The sequence below is a fragment of the Nocardia sp. FBN12 genome (assembly GCF_054031145.1).
Genome location: NZ_CM132926.1, coordinates 3,875,106 through 3,892,934, shown reverse-complemented (window position 1 = coordinate 3,892,934; position 17,829 = coordinate 3,875,106). Strand labels below are relative to the sequence as shown.

The window sequence follows — 17,829 nt, the reverse complement described above, 5'->3', positions numbered from 1 at the left end:
TCGTGCCCGCTGCCGGCACAACGAGGCATGACGCGCACGTCGCCAGTACCCGTTTCGAGAGGTTGAGGAACCATGCCAGCACAGCCGTCCGGTGGGATCGGGTGACGAGGTCCAAGCACACCGGGTCGGATACCAACTCTGATGAGGACACCGCAATTGGGGATCGGGTGACGAAACCGAAGTTGACCGAGTCGAGTACCGAACCCGCTGACGATGTCTCCACCAACGGTGGGGTGCGTCGCACCGTGCTACCCGGTGGCCTGCGCGTGGTCACCGAACACGTGCCCGGCGTGCGCTCGGCGTCCATCGGGGTGTGGGTCGGCGTCGGTTCGCGCGACGAAGGCCCGACCGTGGCCGGCGCCGCGCACTTCCTCGAACACCTGCTGTTCAAGGCGACGCCGACGCGAACCGCCCTCGATATCGCCCAGGCCATGGACGCGGTCGGCGGCGAACTCAACGCCTTCACCGCCAAAGAACAGACCTGCTATTACGCCCACGTCATCGACGAAGATCTGCCGCTGGCCGTCGACCTCGTCTCCGACGTGGTGCTCAACGGTCTGTGCCGCGCGGTCGACGTCGACGTGGAGCGCCAGGTGGTCATGGAAGAGATCGCGATGCGCGACGACGACCCCGAGGACCTGGTCGCCGATTCCTTCCTGACCGCCATGTTCGGCGACCACCCGATCGGGCGCCCGGTGATCGGCAGCGTCGAATCGATCGAGAACATGCAGGCAGCGCAGTTGCGCGGCTTCCATCAGCGCCGCTACCGGCCCGAACGCATGGTGGTCGCGGTCGCGGGCAATGTGGAGCACGAGCGGGTCGTGGAACTGGTGCACCGCGCGTTCGGACCGCATCTCGACACCGCCGCCGAACCCGCGCCGCGTCGCGAAGGCAAGTTCCGCGCGCAGGGCGCACCGGGGCTGATCAGGATCGATCGGGACAGCGAACAGACCCACCTCGCATTCGGGGTGCGGGCCTTCGGCAGGCACGAGGGCCAGCAGCGCTGGCCACTGTCGATCCTCAACACGATCGTCGGTGGGGGCCTGAGTTCCCGTCTGTTCCAACGCATTCGGGAAGAGCGCGGCCTCGCGTACTCGGTGTACTCGAGCGTCGACACCTTCGCCGACACCGGGGCCTTCTCGGTCTCGCTCGGCTGCCAACCCGAAAATCTGGGTCAGGTCACCACTTTGGCGCGCGACGTGCTGGAGGATGTCGCGGTCAACGGTGTCACCGACGCCGAATGTGCCAGGGCCAAGGGCTCTTTGCGGGGTGGGCTGGTGCTGGGTCTCGAGGACTCGGCCTCCCGGATGAACCGGATCGGGCGCAGTGAACTCAGCTACGGCAACCATCGCAGTGTCTCGGCGACCCTGGCCCGCATCGACGCCGTCACCACCGACGAAGTCAGCGAGATCGCCCGCACGCTGCTCGCCCGTCCCTACGGTGCGGCGGTCTCTGGCCCGTACCAGCGCACCCGCGACCTCCCGGCCTCGGTGCGCAAGCTCGTCGAGCGCTGACCTGAACGACTACCCGCGCCGGTACGGCTCACTGGCCGTCGTGGGCAACCGGGTCTTGGCGGTCGGGCGCGTGGACGGCCTCCTCGGACGCGCCCGCGCGGTTGGCGGCGTCGACGATCGAGGGGAGTAGGCCGGGAAGGGCGCGCTCGATGGCGTCGGCACGCAGGTTCTGGAAGGTCTGACCGTCGATGGTCAGGCGTTCGATCAGGCCTGCTTCGCGCAGGATCTTGAAGTGGTGGGTCGCGGTGGATTTGTTGATCGCGTCGTAGAGGGCCGCGCAGCGGATGGGGGCGGCGGCGTTGCTCAGGCGGCGGACCATTTCCAGCCGGACGGGGTCGTGCAGGGCGCCAAGGACGGTCGGCAGCGCGGCGACGGGTATGGTCGGCGCTGCCGCAATATCTTTAGCCTGTGTCATGAATTACCTCACTGGGGGTTTGATAGTCATCATACTCGGCGTAGCCTGAGTCTCGTTCGATGGTTATCAAACTCTGCTGATGGGGGCAGGAAGTGGCAGCGACAACGATGGCGCCGGTCGAGGCCGGGCAGCGCTGGGCGTACGGGCTCGTCCTGGCGGCGAGTGCGGTGGCGCTCGGGGTTTCCGGGGCGCCCGCGCCGCTCTATGGCATCTATGAGACCGAGTGGCACCTGTCGCCGCTGACCACGACCATGGTGTTCGCCGTGTACGCCTTCGCGGCGCTCGGCGCGGTGCTGGTATCCGGGCGGATCTCCGATGTGGTCGGCCGCAAGCCGGTGATGATCGGCGCCTTCGCCACCATGATCCTCGGGCTGGTCGTGTTCCTGCTCGCCGATTCGGTCCCGATGTTGTTGCTGGCCAGGGCATTACACGGCGCGGCCGTCGGCGCCACGGTCGTCGCGGGTGCCGCGGCGCTGCTGGATCTGCGGCCCGAGCGTGGTGCGCGATCGGGGCAGCTCAGTGGTGTCGCGTTCAACGTCGGCATCGCCGTCGCGGTACTCGGCACCGCGGTGCTGGCCCAGTACGCGCCGTCGCCGCTGCGTACACCGTATGTAGTGATCACTGTCGTGTGCCTGGCCGCGGGCGCCGGCATTCTCGCGCTGCGTGAACCGCACACCGCTCGGGTGAAGTCCCGGATCACCATTTCGAAACCGTCTGTCCCGCAAGAGATCCGGTCCGACTTCTGGTTCTCGGCGATCGGTGTGATGGCCGCCTGGTCGGTGCTGGGCGTATTGCTGTCGCTGTACCCGTCGCTGGCCGCGGCGAAGACCGGCATGCACAACCTGGTGTTCGGTGGCGTCGTGGTGGCGAGCACCGCGCTGTCGGCCGCCCTGGTCCAGCTGCTGGCCACCCGTATTCCGGCCCGTCGCGCCGCGATGATCGGCGATCTCGGCATGGCGGCGTCCCTGCTCGCCACGATTCCGGCGCTGGCCACGAAGCAGCCCGCGGTCGTGGTGCTCGCGGGTCTGATCCTCGGCGCCACCTTCGGGCTCGGTTTCGGTGGGTCGCTGCGCCACCTCTCCGAAGTCGTGCCGCCGCATCGCCGTGGCGAGACGATGTCGGCCTTCTACCTGCTGGCCTATTCGGCGATGGCTTTGCCGACCTTGGCCGCGGGTTGGGCGGCAACGACCTGGGGCCTCACCACGGTGTTCCCCTGGTTCATCGTGACCGTCGCGGTGGCGTGTGTGGGTGCGGCGCTGCTCGGCCTGCGCGGGACCCGCGCGGCCGCGGAACTCGCGTAATCGCGGACAGGCCGGTCCCGGCAGGGACCGGCCTGTGTGACTACGCGGGCCAACCGCCGTAGGGAACGGTGATCAGTTCCAGGAAGTGGCCGTTGGGGTCGAGGAAGTAGACGCCGCGACCGCCGTCGTTGTGATTGATCTCGTTGACCCCGTGTTGCTGGGGGTCGGCCCAGTGGTCCAGCCGGTAGCGCTGGATCTTGGCGTAGGCCGCGTCGAACTCGGCCTCCGAGACCAGGAACGCGTAGTGCTGGGGCTGGATCTCGGAAATGAACGGCGGCACCTTCGCGAAATCGAAGGCGGCACCGTGTTCGAGGGCGATCGGAATGAACGGCCCCCACTCTTTTCCGACGTCCAACCCGAGGATGTCCGCCCAGAACTCGGCGGTTTCCCGATTATCGTGACATCCGACAATGGTGTGATTGAACTGCACTGACAGGGGATTTCTCCTTGTTCGTGATGGCACCGACCCTGGGCTCGGTACGAGGCGGCCGACAGGAGCACCATCACCGAGATCGAGGTTAGCGACAGATCCCGGAACCTGTAAAGGGCTCTCGCGGTAGCGTCGCGAGCATGAAGATTCGTGGAGCCGTTCTGGAACGGATCGCCGACCCGGCGCCGTTCGCCGATTCGCAGCCGATCACCGTCTGCGACCTGGAGCTGGCCGAACCGGGCCCCGGTGAACTGCTGGTGCGGATCGAAGCGGCCGGGCTGTGCCATTCGGATCTGTCCGTGGTGGACGGCAATCGGGTGCGTCCGGTACCGATGCTGCTCGGCCACGAGGCCGCCGGAATCATCGAATCGGTGGGTGCCGGCGTCACCGATGTGGCGCCAGGGCAGCGGGTCGTGATGACGTTCCTGCCGCGCTGTGGTGACTGCGCGGGCTGTGCGAGCAACGGGCGCACGCCGTGTGGACCCGGCAGCGTGGCCAACAACGCGGGCGAACTGCTCGGCGGCGGGCGACGGCTCACCCGCGACGGTGAGGTCGTGCAGCACCACCTCGGCGTTTCGGGGTTCGCGACGCACGCGGTGGTGGACCGGCGCTCGGTCGTGCCGGTCGACGACGATGTGCCGCCGGAGCTGGCGGCGGTGCTCGGCTGCGCGGTGCTCACCGGCGGCGGCGCGCTGCTCAACGCGGCGAAACCCGGTGCGGGAGACCGGATCATGGTGGTCGGGCTCGGCGGAGTGGGAATGGCGACGGTGCTGGTCGCGGTCTCGCTCGGCCTCGGTGACGTGATCGCCGTCGACACGGTTCCCGAAAAGCTCGCGCTCGCCCGCGAATTCGGTGCGACGGTAGCGTGCACGCCGGGCGAGATCGCCGAGCAGGGCGTCATAGCCGACGTAGTGGTCGAGGCGGCGGGCAACGTACGCGCGTTCGAAACCGCGGTTGCCGCAACGGCACCCGGTGGCGTCACCGTGACGGTCGGCCTGCCCGCCCCCACTGCCACCGCCACCGTCTCCCCCCTGGCACTGGTCGCGCAGGGTCGCACCATCATCGGCAGCTACCTGGGCTCGGCGGTCCCCGCCCGTGACATCCCCGAGTACGTGCGGATGTGGCGCGAGGGCAAGCTGCCACTCGAACGGCTCGTTTCCTCGCGCATCGGCCTCGACCAGGTGAACCAGGCCATGGACGACCTTGCCGCGGGCGCGGCGCTACGACAGGTCATCGTCTTCGACTGACAGCCTGCGGGGCTGCAGGCTGGTGGCGGTCAGACAGGGTCCTTCACGAACGATCGCGCGTCCGAGTGTGTATTTCGGCGCAAATCGACGGTCGACTCCGCCGAAATGGGTGTCGGCGTGACGGGTTCGGGCAGGGTGCGGAACAACAACCAGCTCAGAGCGGGCATCGAGATCAGCGGTATCAGTGCGGTTTGCAGGGAGGTCGCGTCAGCGATGCCGCCGATGAGAGGGCTGGCCAGGCCACCGATGCTGACGGTCAGGCCGAGCGTGATCCCGCTTGCGGTGCCTGGGCGCGTGGGAAGGTAGTCCTGACCGAGGGTGACTTGCAGGGAGAAGGGAACGTACATGCCCACGGAGGTAGCTGCGACGAACAGGAACATCGCGGGGCCCGGGACGAACACGATCCCGGCGATGGCAGCGATGGTGAGCAGGTAGGACCAGCGGGCAACGATGACGCGATCCCAGCGGTCCGCCAGCCTGCCGCCCAGCACCGAACCCACTGCGCCGCCGAGGTAGAGCACGAACAGGGCTGCGGTGCCTGCGCCCGCGCTCCCGTCTTGCCGTTGCTGTGCGTAGAGCGCGATGAAAGTGCTCAGGCCGACGAAGGCGATGGACCGGAAGGCAACGGCCAGCGACAGTTTCACAAACGATGCCTTGTCGTCGCTACCGACGGCGATGCCCGAGGCCGTGGGAGCCGGCTTGCGCAGTGCGCGCAGGACAGGCAAGCACAGCACACTGCCTGCCAGCGCCGGCGCCATCAGCAGGGGCGACAGGCGCAGACCGCCGAGCACGGCGACGGCCGTGACCATGAGTGGCGCTGCCGCGAATCCCAGGTTGCCGCCGAGGGCGAACCAGCCCATGGCGCTGTGACTTCCCCGGCTGACGAGCCGTGCGACGCGAGCGGATTCCGGGTGATAGGCGGCAACGCCGACCCCGGACACCGCCACGAACGCCAGTGTCAGGGCATAGGAGCCACTCAGCCCGCTGAGCGCGATGCCGAGTCCGGCCAGGATCGTGCTGACCGGAAGAAGCCACGGCATGGCCCAGCGGTCGGTGAGCAGACCGAACACCGGCTGGGCGACTGAAGACAGCAGTGACGCGGCGAGGACGATGCCCGATACCGCGGCGTAGCTGTAGGCGTGTTCGGCGACGAAGAACGGAACGAGTGCGGCGACCGCACCTTGGTAGATGTCCACGCAAGCGTGACTGGTCGAAAGCAGGATGATCGATCGATTCTTTGCCACGTCCACCATGCTCATCCAGCAGCATCGTGTCGCGCTTCCGATAAACTGCCATCTGATGACGGAAATCCGCCACGTGCCGAGAGCGCCGACCCGCGCCCAATGGTTGGTACCCGGCGGCGCCATCGACGCGCATCGGCACGATGACCACCAAATCGTGTACGCGGGTCGCGGCGTATTGGCCGTGACAACCAGCGCTGGTACGTGGATCGCACCGAGCACCCGCGCAATCTGGGTTCCCGCGGGCACCATGCACGCGCATCAGGCGCACGGCGAACTCGAACTGCACCTGGTCGGCCTTCCAACCGCGGGCAATCCGCTCGGCTTGAACGAGCCCACCGTGCTCACAGTCGGCCCCCTCCTACGGGAACTGATCCCCGCCTACACGCGCGACCCAGACGACGACAGCCCCGAACGTGGACGACTCCGCGCGGTACTGCTCGATCAACTGCGAGCCTCGACCCAACAGCCTCTCCATCTGCCCACGCCGACCACCCCTCAACTGCGCGCAGTGTGCGAGATCCTGCACGCGAACCCGGCTGACGACCGAACACTGGCCGCTCTCGGCAGGCACGTCGGTGCGAGTGACCGCACCCTGTCGCGCCTCTTCAAAGCCGATCTCGGCATGAGCTTTCCGCAATGGCGCACCCAACTGCGCCTGTACAGAGCCCTGGTCCTGCTCGCCGAGGACACTCCGGTAACCACCGTGGCACACCTGTGCGGTTGGTCCTCGGCCAGTGCGTTCATCGATGTCTTCCGCCGCACCTTCGGACACACCCCCGGAACGTTGCGAGCTCGCTAGTGTCCGACCGCCGTTCGCTCGAGCCCACGATTGCTCGCTCGTGACTGGCGTGGTGATCAGGGCATCGAGGTCGGCGCCGCGGTCGGGTTGGGTGCTCGATAGGCTTCGAGGGGCAATGCGAGTCGAGGACGAGGAGATGCGGTGACCATTCGGGTCGGAGTGCTCGGAGCACGCGGCAAGGTCGGGCAGGCGATCTGCGCGGCGGTGGAGGCGGCGCCCGAGCTGGAGCTGGTGGCGCAGGTCGACAAGGGTGACGCGCTCGAGACGTTCACCGAGGCCGGGACCCAGGTGGTTGTCGACTTCACCCATCCGGATGTGGTGATGGGCAACCTGAAGTTCCTGATCGAGAACGGTATCCACGCGGTCGTCGGCACCACCGGTTTCGACGAGGTTCGCCTCGCCGAGGTGCGTGGGCAGCTGGCGCAGCGGCCCGAGGTGGGGGTGCTGATCGCGCCGAACTTCGCCATCGGCGCCGTGCTGTCGATGCGGTTCGCCGAGCAGGCGGCGCGGTTCTTCGACTCGGTCGAGGTGATCGAGCTGCACCACCCGAACAAGGCCGACGCGCCTTCTGGCACCGCCTACCGCACCGCCGCGGTGATCGCCGCCGCGCGCGCCGAGGCCGGAGTCGGGATCAGTCCCGACGCCACCACCACCGAACTCGAGGGTGCTCGCGGCGCCGACGTCGACGGGGTGCGGGTGCATTCGGTGCGGCTGGCCGGACTGGTCGCCCACCAGGAGGTGCTGTTCGGCACGCAGGGCGAGACCCTCACCATCCGCCACGATTCCATCGACCGGTCCTCGTTCGCGCCGGGCGTGCTGCTCGGTGTCCGCGAGATCGCCGGACGCCCGGGTCTGACCGTCGGGCTCGACCCGTTCCTCGATCTGTGAGCGACTCCGACACGCAGCGACCTGACCGGCAGGTGATGAAAACCGTTGCGGTCGTTGTGTTCCTGGTGATCGCCCTGCTGTACTACTTTGTGCGGCTCGGCGGCCTTGCCATCGCCTACATCGCCGACGGCGGGTTCGCGGGGATCACGATCGGCATCGGCATGCTGTTGCTGCCGGTGGTCGGGGTCTGGATCCTGTGGGCGACATTGAGCGCGGCGTTCGCTCATCAACGCCTGGCCCGGCGGATCCACGAGGAGGGCCTCGAGGTCGACACCTCCGACCTGCCGCGTCGCCCCTCCGGCCGGATCGAACGCGACGCGGCCGACGCGCTGTTCGCACAGATCAAGACCGAATGGGAAGCCGACCCCGACAACTGGCGCTCCTCCTACCGGCTGGCCCGCGCCTACGACTACGCCGGTGACCGGGGCCGCGCCCGCGACACCATGCGCCGCGCGGTGGCCCTGGAAAAGCTGGAACGCGACCCGGGAGAATAGCGATCATGGCCCGGTTGCTGATCATCCATCACACCCCGTCGCCGCACACCCAGGCGATGTTCGAAGCGGTCCTCGCCGGGGCGAGCGACCCGGAGATCGAAGGGGTCGAGGTGGTCCGCAGGGCCGCGCTGGCGGTGACCGCCGTCGACGTGCTCGAGGCCGACGGCTACCTGCTCGGCACCCCGGCCAACCTCGGCTACATGAGCGGTGCGCTCAAACACGCCTTCGACACGATCTACTACCCCTGCCTCGACTCGACCGGTGGGCGCCCCTACGGCCTCTACCTGCACGGGAACGAGGGAACCGAAGGCGCCGAGACCGGCGTGGAGCGGATCACCACCGGGTTGGGGTGGCAGCGCGCGGCCGAGTCGGTCGTCGTGTCGGGACCGCCCAGCAAGGCCGATCTGGAGAAATGCTGGGAACTCGGTGCGACCGTCGCCGCTGGTCTGATGGACTGAGGCGCCCCCGCCCCGAATATTGGTGGGCTGACATGGGGGCTCGGGATGCGGTAGAACTCGAGACCGAAGTGTTGCGGGCTGGCCGCGGTGGGTGTTCGAGGATGGGGAGTGGTCGGTGAGCGAGTTGGAGCAGACGCACGCGGTGCGACGGGTCGGGCTGGTCGAGGACCACGAGTCAGTGGCGATCGGGCTGGCGGCCATGCTCGGCCCCGAACCCGATCTGGAATTGGTGGCGGTGGCGGAGTCCGTTGCCGGGCTGCTCGCCGAGACGACCGATCTCGATCTCGTGGTCCTCGATCTGCGGCTGCCCGACGGATCATCGCCCGAGGACAATGTCACCGCGCTGCGCGACCGGGGGATCGAGGTGCTGGTGTTCACCGGCGCCGACAACGCCTTCCTGGTCCGCTCCGCCGCCAAGGCAGGCGTGCTGGGCGTGCTGCGCAAGTCCGAGAGCGTGGCGACGGTGGTCGCGGCGGTGCGCCGGGCCGCGTCGGGCGAGCAGGTGGTGACCACCGACTGGGCCGCCGCCATCGACGGCGATCCGAAGCTCTCCGACGTCGGGCTCAGCCCGCGTCAGGAGGAAGTGCTGATGCTGTACGCCTCGGGGGAGAAGGCGTCGCGGGTGGCCCGGCTCACCGGGCTGTCGGAACAGACCGTGAACGACTACCTGGGCCGCATCCGGCAGAAATACGCCGATGCGGGCCGACCAGCACCGACCAAGACCGATCTGTACAAGCGGGCCGTCGAGGACGGGTGGCTGCCCGTGCCGGAGAGGCAGCAACGCACGTGAGTGATCTCGCGGTCGCGACGGCGCCCGCACAGGTCGGCGACGTGGAGTTCTCGCGGGCGGCGACCGACCAGATCCTGCGCAGGCTCGGGCTGTGTATCGGGACCGGCGCGATGATCGTGATGGTGCTGGAGCTGCCCGCGATCCTGGTGCAGCCGGTCAATCAGTCGGTATGGCCGGAAACGCATCTGCTTGGTGCCTACCTGGTGTTCGCGGCGCTGGCGATCGTGTCGGCGCGCGGTCCCGTGGCCGCGATCCGGCGCACCGCCGCGGTGGCCGCCCTGTGCTACCTCGCGGCCACCCTGGCGACGCCGCTGGTGTATTCGGTGGTAACCATCGGTTCCTTCGCGTCCTGGCCCTACCGCGGGATGGCGGTGGGCGTGATGGCCGCGGGCCTGGCCTGGTCACGCCGTGGTGCGGCCGTCTTCGGGGCGTTGCTCGCCGTGGCGACCAGCGTCTCGAATGCCCTTGTGGTGCCGGACAGTTCGACGTGGGCCCTGTTCGGTGACATCACCCGCGGACTCGGCGTCGCCGCGCTGTTCCTGTGGTGTGTGGTGTACGCGCGCGCCGCGGCCGAGCGGGTCGACCGGGAAGCGGTCCGGCAGCGCAGCCGCGCGGCGGCGGTCGCGGCGACCTCGGCCAGGGAACGCGAGGGCGCGCGGTTCGCGGCGCTCATCCACGACGCGGTGCTCTCCACGCTGCTGGAGGCCTCGCGGGCGCAGGAGTCCTCGTCGGTGCTGCGCAATCAGGCCGCGCGCACCCTCGAACAGCTCGAGCAATCGCGGACCGTGCCCGAGATCGACCATCTCGACGCCGCCGCGACCATCGAATTCCTGCGTGAAGCCGTGCGCGAGGTGGCGGCCGAGGTCCCGGTGCAGGTGTCCTCGCGGCGCGCGGCCGATCTGTGCCTGCCGATAGACGCCGCGCAGGTGCTCGGTGCCGCGCTGACGGAGGCGGTGCGCAACAGCTTGCGCCACGCCGACGTCGCGGGTCGGACGGTGCGGCGCGGTGTGTCGGTCACGATCGCGACGGGCGGCATCCGGGTGGTGCTGTCCGATGACGGTGCCGGGTTCGATCCGGCGCGGGTCTCGGCCGATCGGATGGGGATCGCGGGCAGCATCCTGGGGCGGATGCGCGCGCTCGCCGGTGGCGCGGCCTTCGTGGAATCGGCGCCCGGCGCGGGGACCGTGGTGACTCTGGTGTGGGGTAGTTGATGGTCGATCGTGATCTGCCGTTCGCGATGCGCGATCTGTTCGGGCTCAGCGACGGCACCGCATGGCTGTTCGTGGTGATCTTCGAGGCCACCATCGTGATGTATCTGCGGGTGAACTTCGATATCGCGCCCCCCGTGGCCGCGTTCGGCGCACTGGTGCTGATGACCGTGGCGGCGCTGGTGGTGCTGGTGTTCCCGGTGGATCCCCTGCCGTGGCCTGCCACGATCTTCGTGGCGTGCGCCGGCCCGGCCGCGATGGCGATGACGGTGCCGTGGCTCGAGAGTTCGACGGGGTTCGCCCACCAGCTCTGGACCGCCTATCCGACCTCGTATCTGCTGGCGATGCTGGTGCTGCGCGGGCGGATCATGTCGGCCTGGCTGGGGGTCGCGGCGGCCGCGACGGTGCTGGTCACGATGGGTGCGTTCACCAGCTGGTCGCCCGAGACGGTGGTGCGCGCGCTGACCCCGGTGGCCACGGTCGGCGCGGTGACAGTGTTCATGTCCATCGTGGCGCCCACTCAGCGTTCGCTGCGCGAGCTGCGCAGCGAGGCCAATCGCCGGGCGGCGACGGAGGCCGCGCTGGCCGCCGCCAACGCCGAGCGGGATCGTCAGCTGGGGGCGCTCGATCGGGTGGCGGGGCCGCTGCTCGCGCGCATCGCGGCGGGGATCGAGCTCACCGACACCGAACGCGAACAGTGCAGGCTGCTCGAAGCGGAACTGCGCGACGGGCTGCGGGCGCCGCAGCTGGTCACCGAGCGGCTCAGCGCCGCTGCGCGCGGGGCCCGAGCGCGGGGGGTCGAGGTGACTCTGCTCGACGACGGCGGCTTCCGCGGGGTGCCGGAATGGGTGCGCCACAACGTGATCGAGGCGGCGGTGGACGAACTCGACATGGCCGGAGCAGGTTCGGTGACCGTGCGTGTGCTGCCGGTCGGCAGGCGCTGGGTGGCGACCGTGCTGGCCGCCGCGCCGGGCGGGGATCGGCGGACCGAGATCGACACCGCGGGCGAGGTCCGGGTCTCCACCTGAGGCCCAGTTCTTGTCGGACCTCTGTGCCAGGCTGAGGCAATGCAGCGGATGAATGCGGCGCAGGCCCGTCGAACGGCGCTGGCCGCGCAGGGCTTCGGCAAGCGAAGGCCCACCAACCCGAAGCGTCGGGCCGTGCTCGATGTGGTCGCCAGAACCCGTCTGCTGCAAATAGATTCGGTCTCGGCGGTGGTGCGGGCGCACTACGCGCCGGTGTTCAGCCGGATCGGTCCCTACGATCGCGGCCTGCTCGACGGCGCCGCCTGGAGTGACAGCGCGAAGGCGCGCCGGGGGCTGGTGGAGTACTGGGCGCACGAGGCCGCGCTGATCCCGGTCGCCGACTGGCCGTTGATGCGCTGGCGGATGGCGGAGTACCGGCACGGGCGCTGGTCGGGGATGCGCAAGGTCGTCGAACGTAATCCCACGCTGGGCAAGGACATCCTCGACGTCGTCACCGAGGTGGGGGCGGCGAGCGCGGGGGAGATCGAACGTCATCTCGAGCTGGACAAGCCGCGTCCGAAGGGCACCTGGTGGAACCTGAGCGATACCAAGATGATCTGCGAGCAGCTCTTCGCCGCGGGTGAGCTGTCCACCGCCCGCCGGGTCGGGTTCACGCGCCATTACGACCTCGCAGAACGGGTGATCCCGGCCGATGTCCGCGACCGCGAGATCGGCGAGGACGAGGCCGTGCGCGAGCTGATCCGCCGATCCAGCCGGGCCCTCGGTATCGGCACCGAGGCCGACCTGCGCGATTACTACCGCCTGGCCCGGCGCCAGAGTGCCCCGGCGATCGCCGACCTGGTCGACGCGGGCGAACTGCTCCCGGTCGACGTCGACGGCTGGGACGCGCCCGCCTACCTGCACCCGGAGGCCGCCACCCCGCGCCGGATCACCGGCACCGCACTGCTGTGCCCGTTCGATCCGCTGATCTTCTTCCGCCCGCGCACCCAGCGGGTCTTCGACTTCCACTACCGGATCGAGATCTACACCCCCGAACCCAAACGGGTGCACGGGTATTACGTTTTCCCGCTGCTCGTCGACGGCAAGCTCGTCGGCCGGGTGGATCTGCGCGCCGAACGCGCCACCGGCCGACTGCTCGCCCCCGGCGCGTTCGCCGAACCGGGCTACGCGACGGTCGAGACCGCGCGGGCATTACACGGGGCGCTGCGGGAAATGGCCGACTGGCTCGAACTCGACGAAGTCGTTATCGGCGAACGCGGCGACCTCGCCCCGCTGCTGTGATTTACCAGCCCTTGCCGCCGTATCCGCGCATCTGATCCTTCAGCGCCCCGCTGACGGCACCGGAGAGCCAGGAGTTCAGCGACTGGCCGTTCTGCTGGGCGGCCTCTTCCGCCTTCGACTTCAATTGCTCGACCAGACGGAGGGTCACCCGGCTGATATCGCCGGTCATCTCCTCGAAAGTCTGCGGTTCCTCGTCCCCCGGCGGGGTGTTCTTGCGCACGTCGGCCTTCGCGTCGGTGCCTTCCAGACGGACGTGCACGGTGCGGTCACCGAGTTCGGTACTGATCTCGGCGGCCAGTTCCGACAGCGCCGAGAGCAGCACCAGCCGGCTCGAACTCTCCACCGCGGCGGCGAGGGCGGCGGCGGTGGCCTGCGTTTTCTCGTCGCCGAGCGCTGCGGCGGCGATCAGTTCCTCGCGCAAGCGCGCGGTATGAGCATTCAGATCCATGACATCAGTGTGACGTCATATATGACATCACGCAAGGTGAAAGCCACCCACCGGCCGCCGCTTCGGACGCTAGGGTGTCGAGGCGCGTCCGGCGACCGGGTAGCCTTTCTGACCATGACGAACGGTGAATCGACGCCAACGGAGCTGCGCGCGTCCGGCACGGTAGGTGTCGCGATGGTGACCCCCTTCAGCGCTGCGGGCAAGCTCGACGTCGATGCCGGTGTCGCACTGGCGGCACACCTGGTCGACCGTGGGGTCGACCTGCTGATCATCTCGGGCACCACCGGCGAATCGCCGACCACCACCGAAACCGAGAAGGCTGATCTGCTCCGCGCGGTCGTCGACGGTGTCGGTGACCGGGCCACGGTGGTCGCGGGTGCGGGTACTTACGACACCGCGCACTCGATCGAACTGGCGCGTGCCGCGGAGAACGCGGGCGCGCAGGGTCTGCTCGTCGTGACGCCGTACTACTCGCGGCCCACGCAGGAAGGTCTGATCGCGCATTTCACCGCGGTCGCCGATGCCACTGCGCTGCCGGTCACCCTCTACGACATTCCACCGAGGTCGGTGGTGCCTATCGCCATCGACACGATCCGGCGCCTTGCCGAGCATCCCAACATCGTCGCGGTGAAGGATGCCAAGGGCGATCTCGTCTCCGGAGCCGATCTCATCGCGACCACCGACCTGGATTTCTACTCCGGTGACGACGGACTGAACCTGCCCTGGCTCTCGGTCGGGGCGGTCGGGTTCATCAGCGTCATCGGACATCTCGTGCCGGAACGACTGCGCGAGATCCACGACGCCTACACCACCGGTGACGTGGCGAGGGCGCGAGAGATCAACGCGACACTACTGCCGCTGTACGCGGCCATGACCCGCCTGGGAGGTGTGGCGATGTGTAAGGGAGGACTCCGATTGCTCGGCATCGACGTAGGTGAGCCCCGGTTGCCCCAGCTGATGCCGACGCAGGCACAGCTGGAGGAGCTAGCGCTCGACCTGCAGGCCGCGGGGGTGTCGGCATGACCGAACCCGTAGCCCGTAAGCCCCGTCGCCGTGCGGCATCACGTGCCGCCGGTGCGCCCGAGCCGACACCTGTGGAGAGTGTGCAGGCCGCGGTGAAAAAGGTGGCGCCGGCGAAGGCCGCTCCCGCGCAGGAGCAGGCGATCGCCGAACCGATCGCCGAGATCACCGCGGAGGCCGACCTGGTCGGTGCCGCTGAAGCGGGCACCGACGTGGTGAACGCCGCCGAGGAACGCGTCACCGCGAAGAAGACGGCGCCGCGCCGTGCCAGGACCAAGCAGGCCACCGAGGCCAAGGGCAAGGTCGAGGCCAAGGCCAAGCCCGCCGCCGAGCAGTCCCGCGGCGGTGGCCGTGGCAGGCAGGGTGGCGGTCGCGGTCGCGGTTCCGCGCCGGTGGCCGAGCCGCGCGAGAAGGCCGCCCACGACAAGCTGGGCGCGCCGCCGAAGCTGGTGAAGAACGGCCTTCGCCTGTTCGCACTGGGCGGCATCGGCGAAATCGGTCGCAACATGACCGTGTTCGAATACGGCGGCAAGCTGCTGATCGTCGACTGCGGTGTGCTGTTCCCCGAGGACCAGCAGCCCGGTGTCGACCTGATCCTGCCGGACTTCGGGCCCATCGAGCACCGGATGGACGACGTCGAGGCCGTCGTGCTCACGCACGGCCACGAGGACCACATCGGCGCCGTGCCGTTCCTGCTGCGCCTGCGCCAGGACATCCCGGTGATCGGCGCCAGGTTCACCCTCGCGCTGGTCGCGGCCAAGGCGCGCGAACACCGCCTGCAGCCCAAGCTGCGCGAGGTCGCCGAGGGTGAGACCACGGTGCACGGCCCGTTCGAGCTCGAGTACTTCGCGGTCAATCACTCGATCCCCGACGCGCTCGCCGTCGCGATCCGCACCCCCGCGGGCGTGGTGCTGCACACCGGTGACATCAAGCTCGACCAGCTGCCGCTCGACGGCCGCCTGACCGACCTGGCCGGCTTCTCGCGTCTCGGCGACGAGGGCGTCGACCTGTTCCTGGTCGACTCGACCAACGCCGAGGTCCCCGGCTTCGTCACCCCCGAGCGCGAGATCGGTGGCGTGCTCGACAATGTCATCGGCAAGGCCACCAACCGCGTCATCGTGGCCTCGTTCGCCAGCCACGTGCACCGCATCCAGCAGGTGGTCGACGTCGCGCAGAAGCACAACCGCAAGGTCTGCTTCGTCGGTCGCTCGATGGTCCGCAACATGGAGATCGCGCAGGACCTCGGCTACCTGACGGTGCCCGACAATGTCGTGGTCACCCTCGACCAGGCCGCGAACCTGCCCGGCAACCGGATGGTGCTGATCTCCACCGGATCCCAGGGCGAGCCGCTCTCGGCGCTGTCGCGGATGGCGCGTGGCGAGCACCGCCAGATCAACATCCGGGCCGACGACCTGGTGGTGCTGGCATCGTCGCTGATCCCCGGTAACGAGAACTCGGTGTTCGCGGTGGTCAACGGCCTGGCCCGGCTCGGTGCGACCGTGATCACCCAGCAGAGCGCGAAGGTGCATGTCTCCGGACACGCCTCCGCCGGTGAGCTGCTGTACCTGTACAACGCGGTGCGCCCGACCAATGCGATGCCGGTGCACGGCGAATGGCGGCACCTGCGCGCCAACGCCGCGCTGGCCATCGCGACCGGTGTGCCCGAGGAGCGGGTGATGCTGGCCGAGGACGGCGTGGTGGTCGACCTGGTCGACGGCATCGCCTCCATCGTCGGCCGGGTGCCGGTCGGGCACGTCTACGTCGACGGCCTGTCCGTCGGTGACGTCGGCGAGTCGACCCTGTCGGACCGCCTTGTCCTCGGCGAGGGTGGTTTCATCTCGATCACCATCGTCATCGACTCGACCACCGGCAAGGCGGTGAGCACGCCCGAGCTCAACGGGCGCGGCTTCTCCGACGACCGCACCGCGCTCGACGGCGCCAACGAACTGGTCGAGGCGGAGCTGCTGCGCCTGGCCGGTGAGGGCATCACCGACACCCATCGCATCGCCCAGGGCGTGCGCCGGGTGGTGGGTCGCTGGGTCGCCGACGTCTACCGTCGTCGCCCGATGATTGTGCCGACAGTCGTCGCCGTCTGATCCGCTGATAGCCGAAAACCGCCGGGCGACAACGTCGCTCGGCGGTTTTCGTTCGTTCAGGCCTGGCAGGCCGCGGAGTCGAGCTTGGCCGACTTCACGATGTTGCAGGTGAACTCGTGGGACACCCGCCAGCCGCCTTCGGCCGCTACGAATTCCACCGTCGCGCCCTTGACCGGGCTGCCGTCGATGGTGACGTCTGCCGGTGCGGTCACCTTGCCGTCGGCAGGCGCGCCGACGCTGGTGATCTTGGCCGTGACATTGTTCTTCTTCGCGGCCTCGACGAACTTGTCGACCAGGTACGGGTCGCGCTCGGCATCCTCGATGAAGGCGGCCTTCTCGTCGTCGGTCAGCTGACCGGCCAGCGCCTTGTCGAGGCGGGCGTTGAGCTCCTCGACGGTCGGCGCGGGCAGGTTCGGCACGGTGGTGGTCATCGGCGCGTCACCGTCCTGGGTGCCGTCGACCTTCTTGCCGTCCTCGAACCCGGCACCGGCGGTCGTCGTCGGCGCGGCGGTGGCGGGCTCGTCGCTGCTGCTGCACGCGGTCAGGCCGAACGCGGCGGCGGCCACCGTCAGGGCGGCCGCCGTTCTGAACATGCGGTTGTTCACTGATCTCCCCAAAAAATGAAAAGGTGTCGCCGGAGTGATTCTCCGGCGAGTGGCGACTAGACCCCGTAGCCCGAGGTGCAGTTCCAGTTGATGATGTTGGCGGCGCCGCCACGGTTCGCGTTGATCGCGTTGCGCTTGGCCTCACGCAGCGACGGTGCCGACGCCCAGCTGTAGGAGCGACGCGATTCGGCGAGCGCGCCACATCCGTTGCGCCACGACACCTTCACGTCGCAACCGGCGCCCCCGCCGCTGCGCTGGCAGCCGTTGATCGCCGCCGACTCGGCCTCGGCGTAGCTGTCGTAGTTGGCGCTGATACTGGATGCGCCGTTGCGCGACAGCGCGAGCGCGCCGTAGTTGTCGGCCTGCGCGTGCGCCGGTGCGATGTGCCCCGCGAACATGGCGACGGTGGCGGCACCCAGCACGACCGCGCTGGTGAGCAATCTCTTCACTTGTAGCTTCCCCTTCATAAGCACGGGTCGACGACCCGATAGAGCGCTGTCAAGGTACCGACCGGTGTGCTGCTCGCGCCACTGTTGCGGGCCCAGAACGGCCGAAATAGAGGAGATCGGCAAGGATTCGATAAGTTCGGGTCCGCGAAACGCGGT

Annotated in this window: 19 protein-coding genes; 13 read left to right on the top strand and 6 right to left on the bottom strand. The window is 68.8% G+C overall.

Annotated features, from left to right (window positions below; all coding sequences use genetic code 11):
* The first annotated feature begins 182 nt into the window (after positions 1-182).
* Positions 183-1,514 (top strand): M16 family metallopeptidase, encoded by a 1,332-nt coding sequence (locus ACWZHB_RS18735; protein WP_427909218.1) that lies wholly within the window; start codon positions 183-185, stop codon positions 1,512-1,514.
* Positions 1,515-1,542: 28 nt separating this feature from the next.
* Here ACWZHB_RS18735 and ACWZHB_RS18730 read toward each other — a convergent pair whose 3' ends face one another.
* Positions 1,543-1,929: an ArsR/SmtB family transcription factor gene (locus tag ACWZHB_RS18730; RefSeq protein ID WP_427903158.1), complete on the bottom strand. Its 387-nt coding sequence runs from the start codon at positions 1,927-1,929 to the stop codon at positions 1,543-1,545.
* A 107-nt stretch (positions 1,930-2,036) separates the two neighbouring features.
* Here ACWZHB_RS18730 and ACWZHB_RS18725 point away from each other — a divergent pair, with 107 nt between their 5' ends.
* A complete protein-coding gene (locus tag ACWZHB_RS18725; protein ID WP_427909217.1) occupies positions 2,037-3,230 on the top strand; it encodes an MFS transporter in 1,194 nt (397 codons plus the stop codon).
* A 40-nt stretch (positions 3,231-3,270) separates the two neighbouring features.
* Here ACWZHB_RS18725 and ACWZHB_RS18720 read toward each other — a convergent pair whose 3' ends face one another.
* The gene (locus ACWZHB_RS18720) at positions 3,271-3,666 is read right to left on the bottom strand and encodes a VOC family protein (RefSeq protein WP_427909216.1); all 396 of its coding nucleotides are present in this window, start codon (positions 3,664-3,666) and stop codon (positions 3,271-3,273) included.
* 134 nt (positions 3,667-3,800) lie between these two features.
* On the opposite strand from ACWZHB_RS18720, the gene ACWZHB_RS18715 reads away from it, so the two are divergent.
* Positions 3,801-4,907 carry an alcohol dehydrogenase catalytic domain-containing protein gene (locus tag ACWZHB_RS18715; RefSeq protein ID WP_427903157.1) on the top strand — a complete coding sequence of 369 codons (1,107 nt, stop codon included), beginning with the start codon at positions 3,801-3,803 and terminating at the stop codon, positions 4,905-4,907.
* A gap of 29 nt (positions 4,908-4,936) precedes the next feature.
* On the opposite strand, the gene ACWZHB_RS18710 is transcribed toward ACWZHB_RS18715, so the two are convergent.
* A complete protein-coding gene (locus ACWZHB_RS18710) occupies positions 4,937-6,151 on the bottom strand; it encodes an MFS transporter (RefSeq protein WP_427903156.1) in 1,215 nt (404 codons plus the stop codon).
* Between the two features lie 55 nt (positions 6,152-6,206).
* Here ACWZHB_RS18710 and ACWZHB_RS18705 point away from each other — a divergent pair, with 55 nt between their 5' ends.
* The 8 genes from ACWZHB_RS18705 to ACWZHB_RS18670 all read left to right on the top strand — a co-directional run bounded on the left by ACWZHB_RS18705 (position 6,207) and on the right by ACWZHB_RS18670 (position 13,055).
* Positions 6,207-6,950, top strand: coding sequence for a helix-turn-helix transcriptional regulator (locus ACWZHB_RS18705; RefSeq protein ID WP_427903155.1), 744 nt, complete (start codon positions 6,207-6,209; stop codon positions 6,948-6,950).
* A gap of 141 nt (positions 6,951-7,091) precedes the next feature.
* Complete coding sequence (dapB, locus tag ACWZHB_RS18700; RefSeq protein ID WP_427903154.1) at positions 7,092-7,838, top strand: 4-hydroxy-tetrahydrodipicolinate reductase; 747 nt, start codon at positions 7,092-7,094, stop codon at positions 7,836-7,838.
* 35 nt (positions 7,839-7,873) lie between these two features.
* Positions 7,874-8,332: a hypothetical protein gene (locus ACWZHB_RS18695; protein ID WP_427909215.1), complete on the top strand. Its 459-nt coding sequence runs from the start codon at positions 7,874-7,876 to the stop codon at positions 8,330-8,332.
* Positions 8,333-8,337: 5 nt separating this feature from the next.
* Positions 8,338-8,790, top strand: coding sequence for a flavodoxin family protein (locus ACWZHB_RS18690; protein WP_427903153.1), 453 nt, complete (start codon positions 8,338-8,340; stop codon positions 8,788-8,790).
* Between the two features lie 115 nt (positions 8,791-8,905).
* Positions 8,906-9,580: a response regulator gene (locus tag ACWZHB_RS18685; RefSeq protein ID WP_427903152.1), complete on the top strand. Its 675-nt coding sequence runs from the start codon at positions 8,906-8,908 to the stop codon at positions 9,578-9,580.
* Positions 9,577-10,791 carry a sensor histidine kinase gene (locus tag ACWZHB_RS18680; protein ID WP_427903151.1) on the top strand — a complete coding sequence of 405 codons (1,215 nt, stop codon included), beginning with the start codon at positions 9,577-9,579 and terminating at the stop codon, positions 10,789-10,791. Before ACWZHB_RS18685 ends, ACWZHB_RS18680 begins: the two co-directional genes overlap by 4 nt.
* Entirely contained in the window at positions 10,791-11,816 is a 1,026-nt protein-coding gene (locus ACWZHB_RS18675; protein WP_427903150.1) for a hypothetical protein, read from the top strand. The genes ACWZHB_RS18680 and ACWZHB_RS18675 overlap by 1 nt, the downstream gene beginning before the upstream one ends.
* A 39-nt stretch (positions 11,817-11,855) precedes the next feature.
* Positions 11,856-13,055, top strand: coding sequence for a winged helix-turn-helix domain-containing protein (locus ACWZHB_RS18670; RefSeq protein ID WP_427903149.1), 1,200 nt, complete (start codon positions 11,856-11,858; stop codon positions 13,053-13,055).
* A gap of 1 nt (position 13,056) precedes the next feature.
* On the opposite strand, the gene ACWZHB_RS18665 is transcribed toward ACWZHB_RS18670, so the two are convergent.
* Complete coding sequence (locus ACWZHB_RS18665; protein ID WP_427903148.1) at positions 13,057-13,503, bottom strand: hypothetical protein; 447 nt, start codon at positions 13,501-13,503, stop codon at positions 13,057-13,059.
* Positions 13,504-13,617: 114 nt separating this feature from the next.
* Here ACWZHB_RS18665 and dapA point away from each other — a divergent pair, with 114 nt between their 5' ends.
* On the top strand, positions 13,618-14,526 hold the full coding sequence (dapA, locus tag ACWZHB_RS18660; protein ID WP_427903147.1) for a 4-hydroxy-tetrahydrodipicolinate synthase: 909 nt from the start codon (positions 13,618-13,620) through the stop codon (positions 14,524-14,526).
* The gene (locus ACWZHB_RS18655; RefSeq protein WP_427903146.1) at positions 14,523-16,619 is read left to right on the top strand and encodes a ribonuclease J; all 2,097 of its coding nucleotides are present in this window, start codon (positions 14,523-14,525) and stop codon (positions 16,617-16,619) included. Before dapA ends, ACWZHB_RS18655 begins: the two co-directional genes overlap by 4 nt.
* A gap of 56 nt (positions 16,620-16,675) precedes the next feature.
* Here ACWZHB_RS18655 and ACWZHB_RS18650 read toward each other — a convergent pair whose 3' ends face one another.
* Both ACWZHB_RS18650 and ACWZHB_RS18645 read right to left on the bottom strand, forming a co-directional pair.
* On the bottom strand, positions 16,676-17,212 hold the full coding sequence (locus ACWZHB_RS18650) for a hypothetical protein (RefSeq protein ID WP_427903145.1): 537 nt from the start codon (positions 17,210-17,212) through the stop codon (positions 16,676-16,678).
* 68 nt (positions 17,213-17,280) lie between these two features.
* Entirely contained in the window at positions 17,281-17,673 is a 393-nt protein-coding gene (locus ACWZHB_RS18645) for a DUF4189 domain-containing protein (RefSeq protein ID WP_427903144.1), read from the bottom strand.
* Positions 17,674-17,829 lie beyond the last annotated feature (156 nt).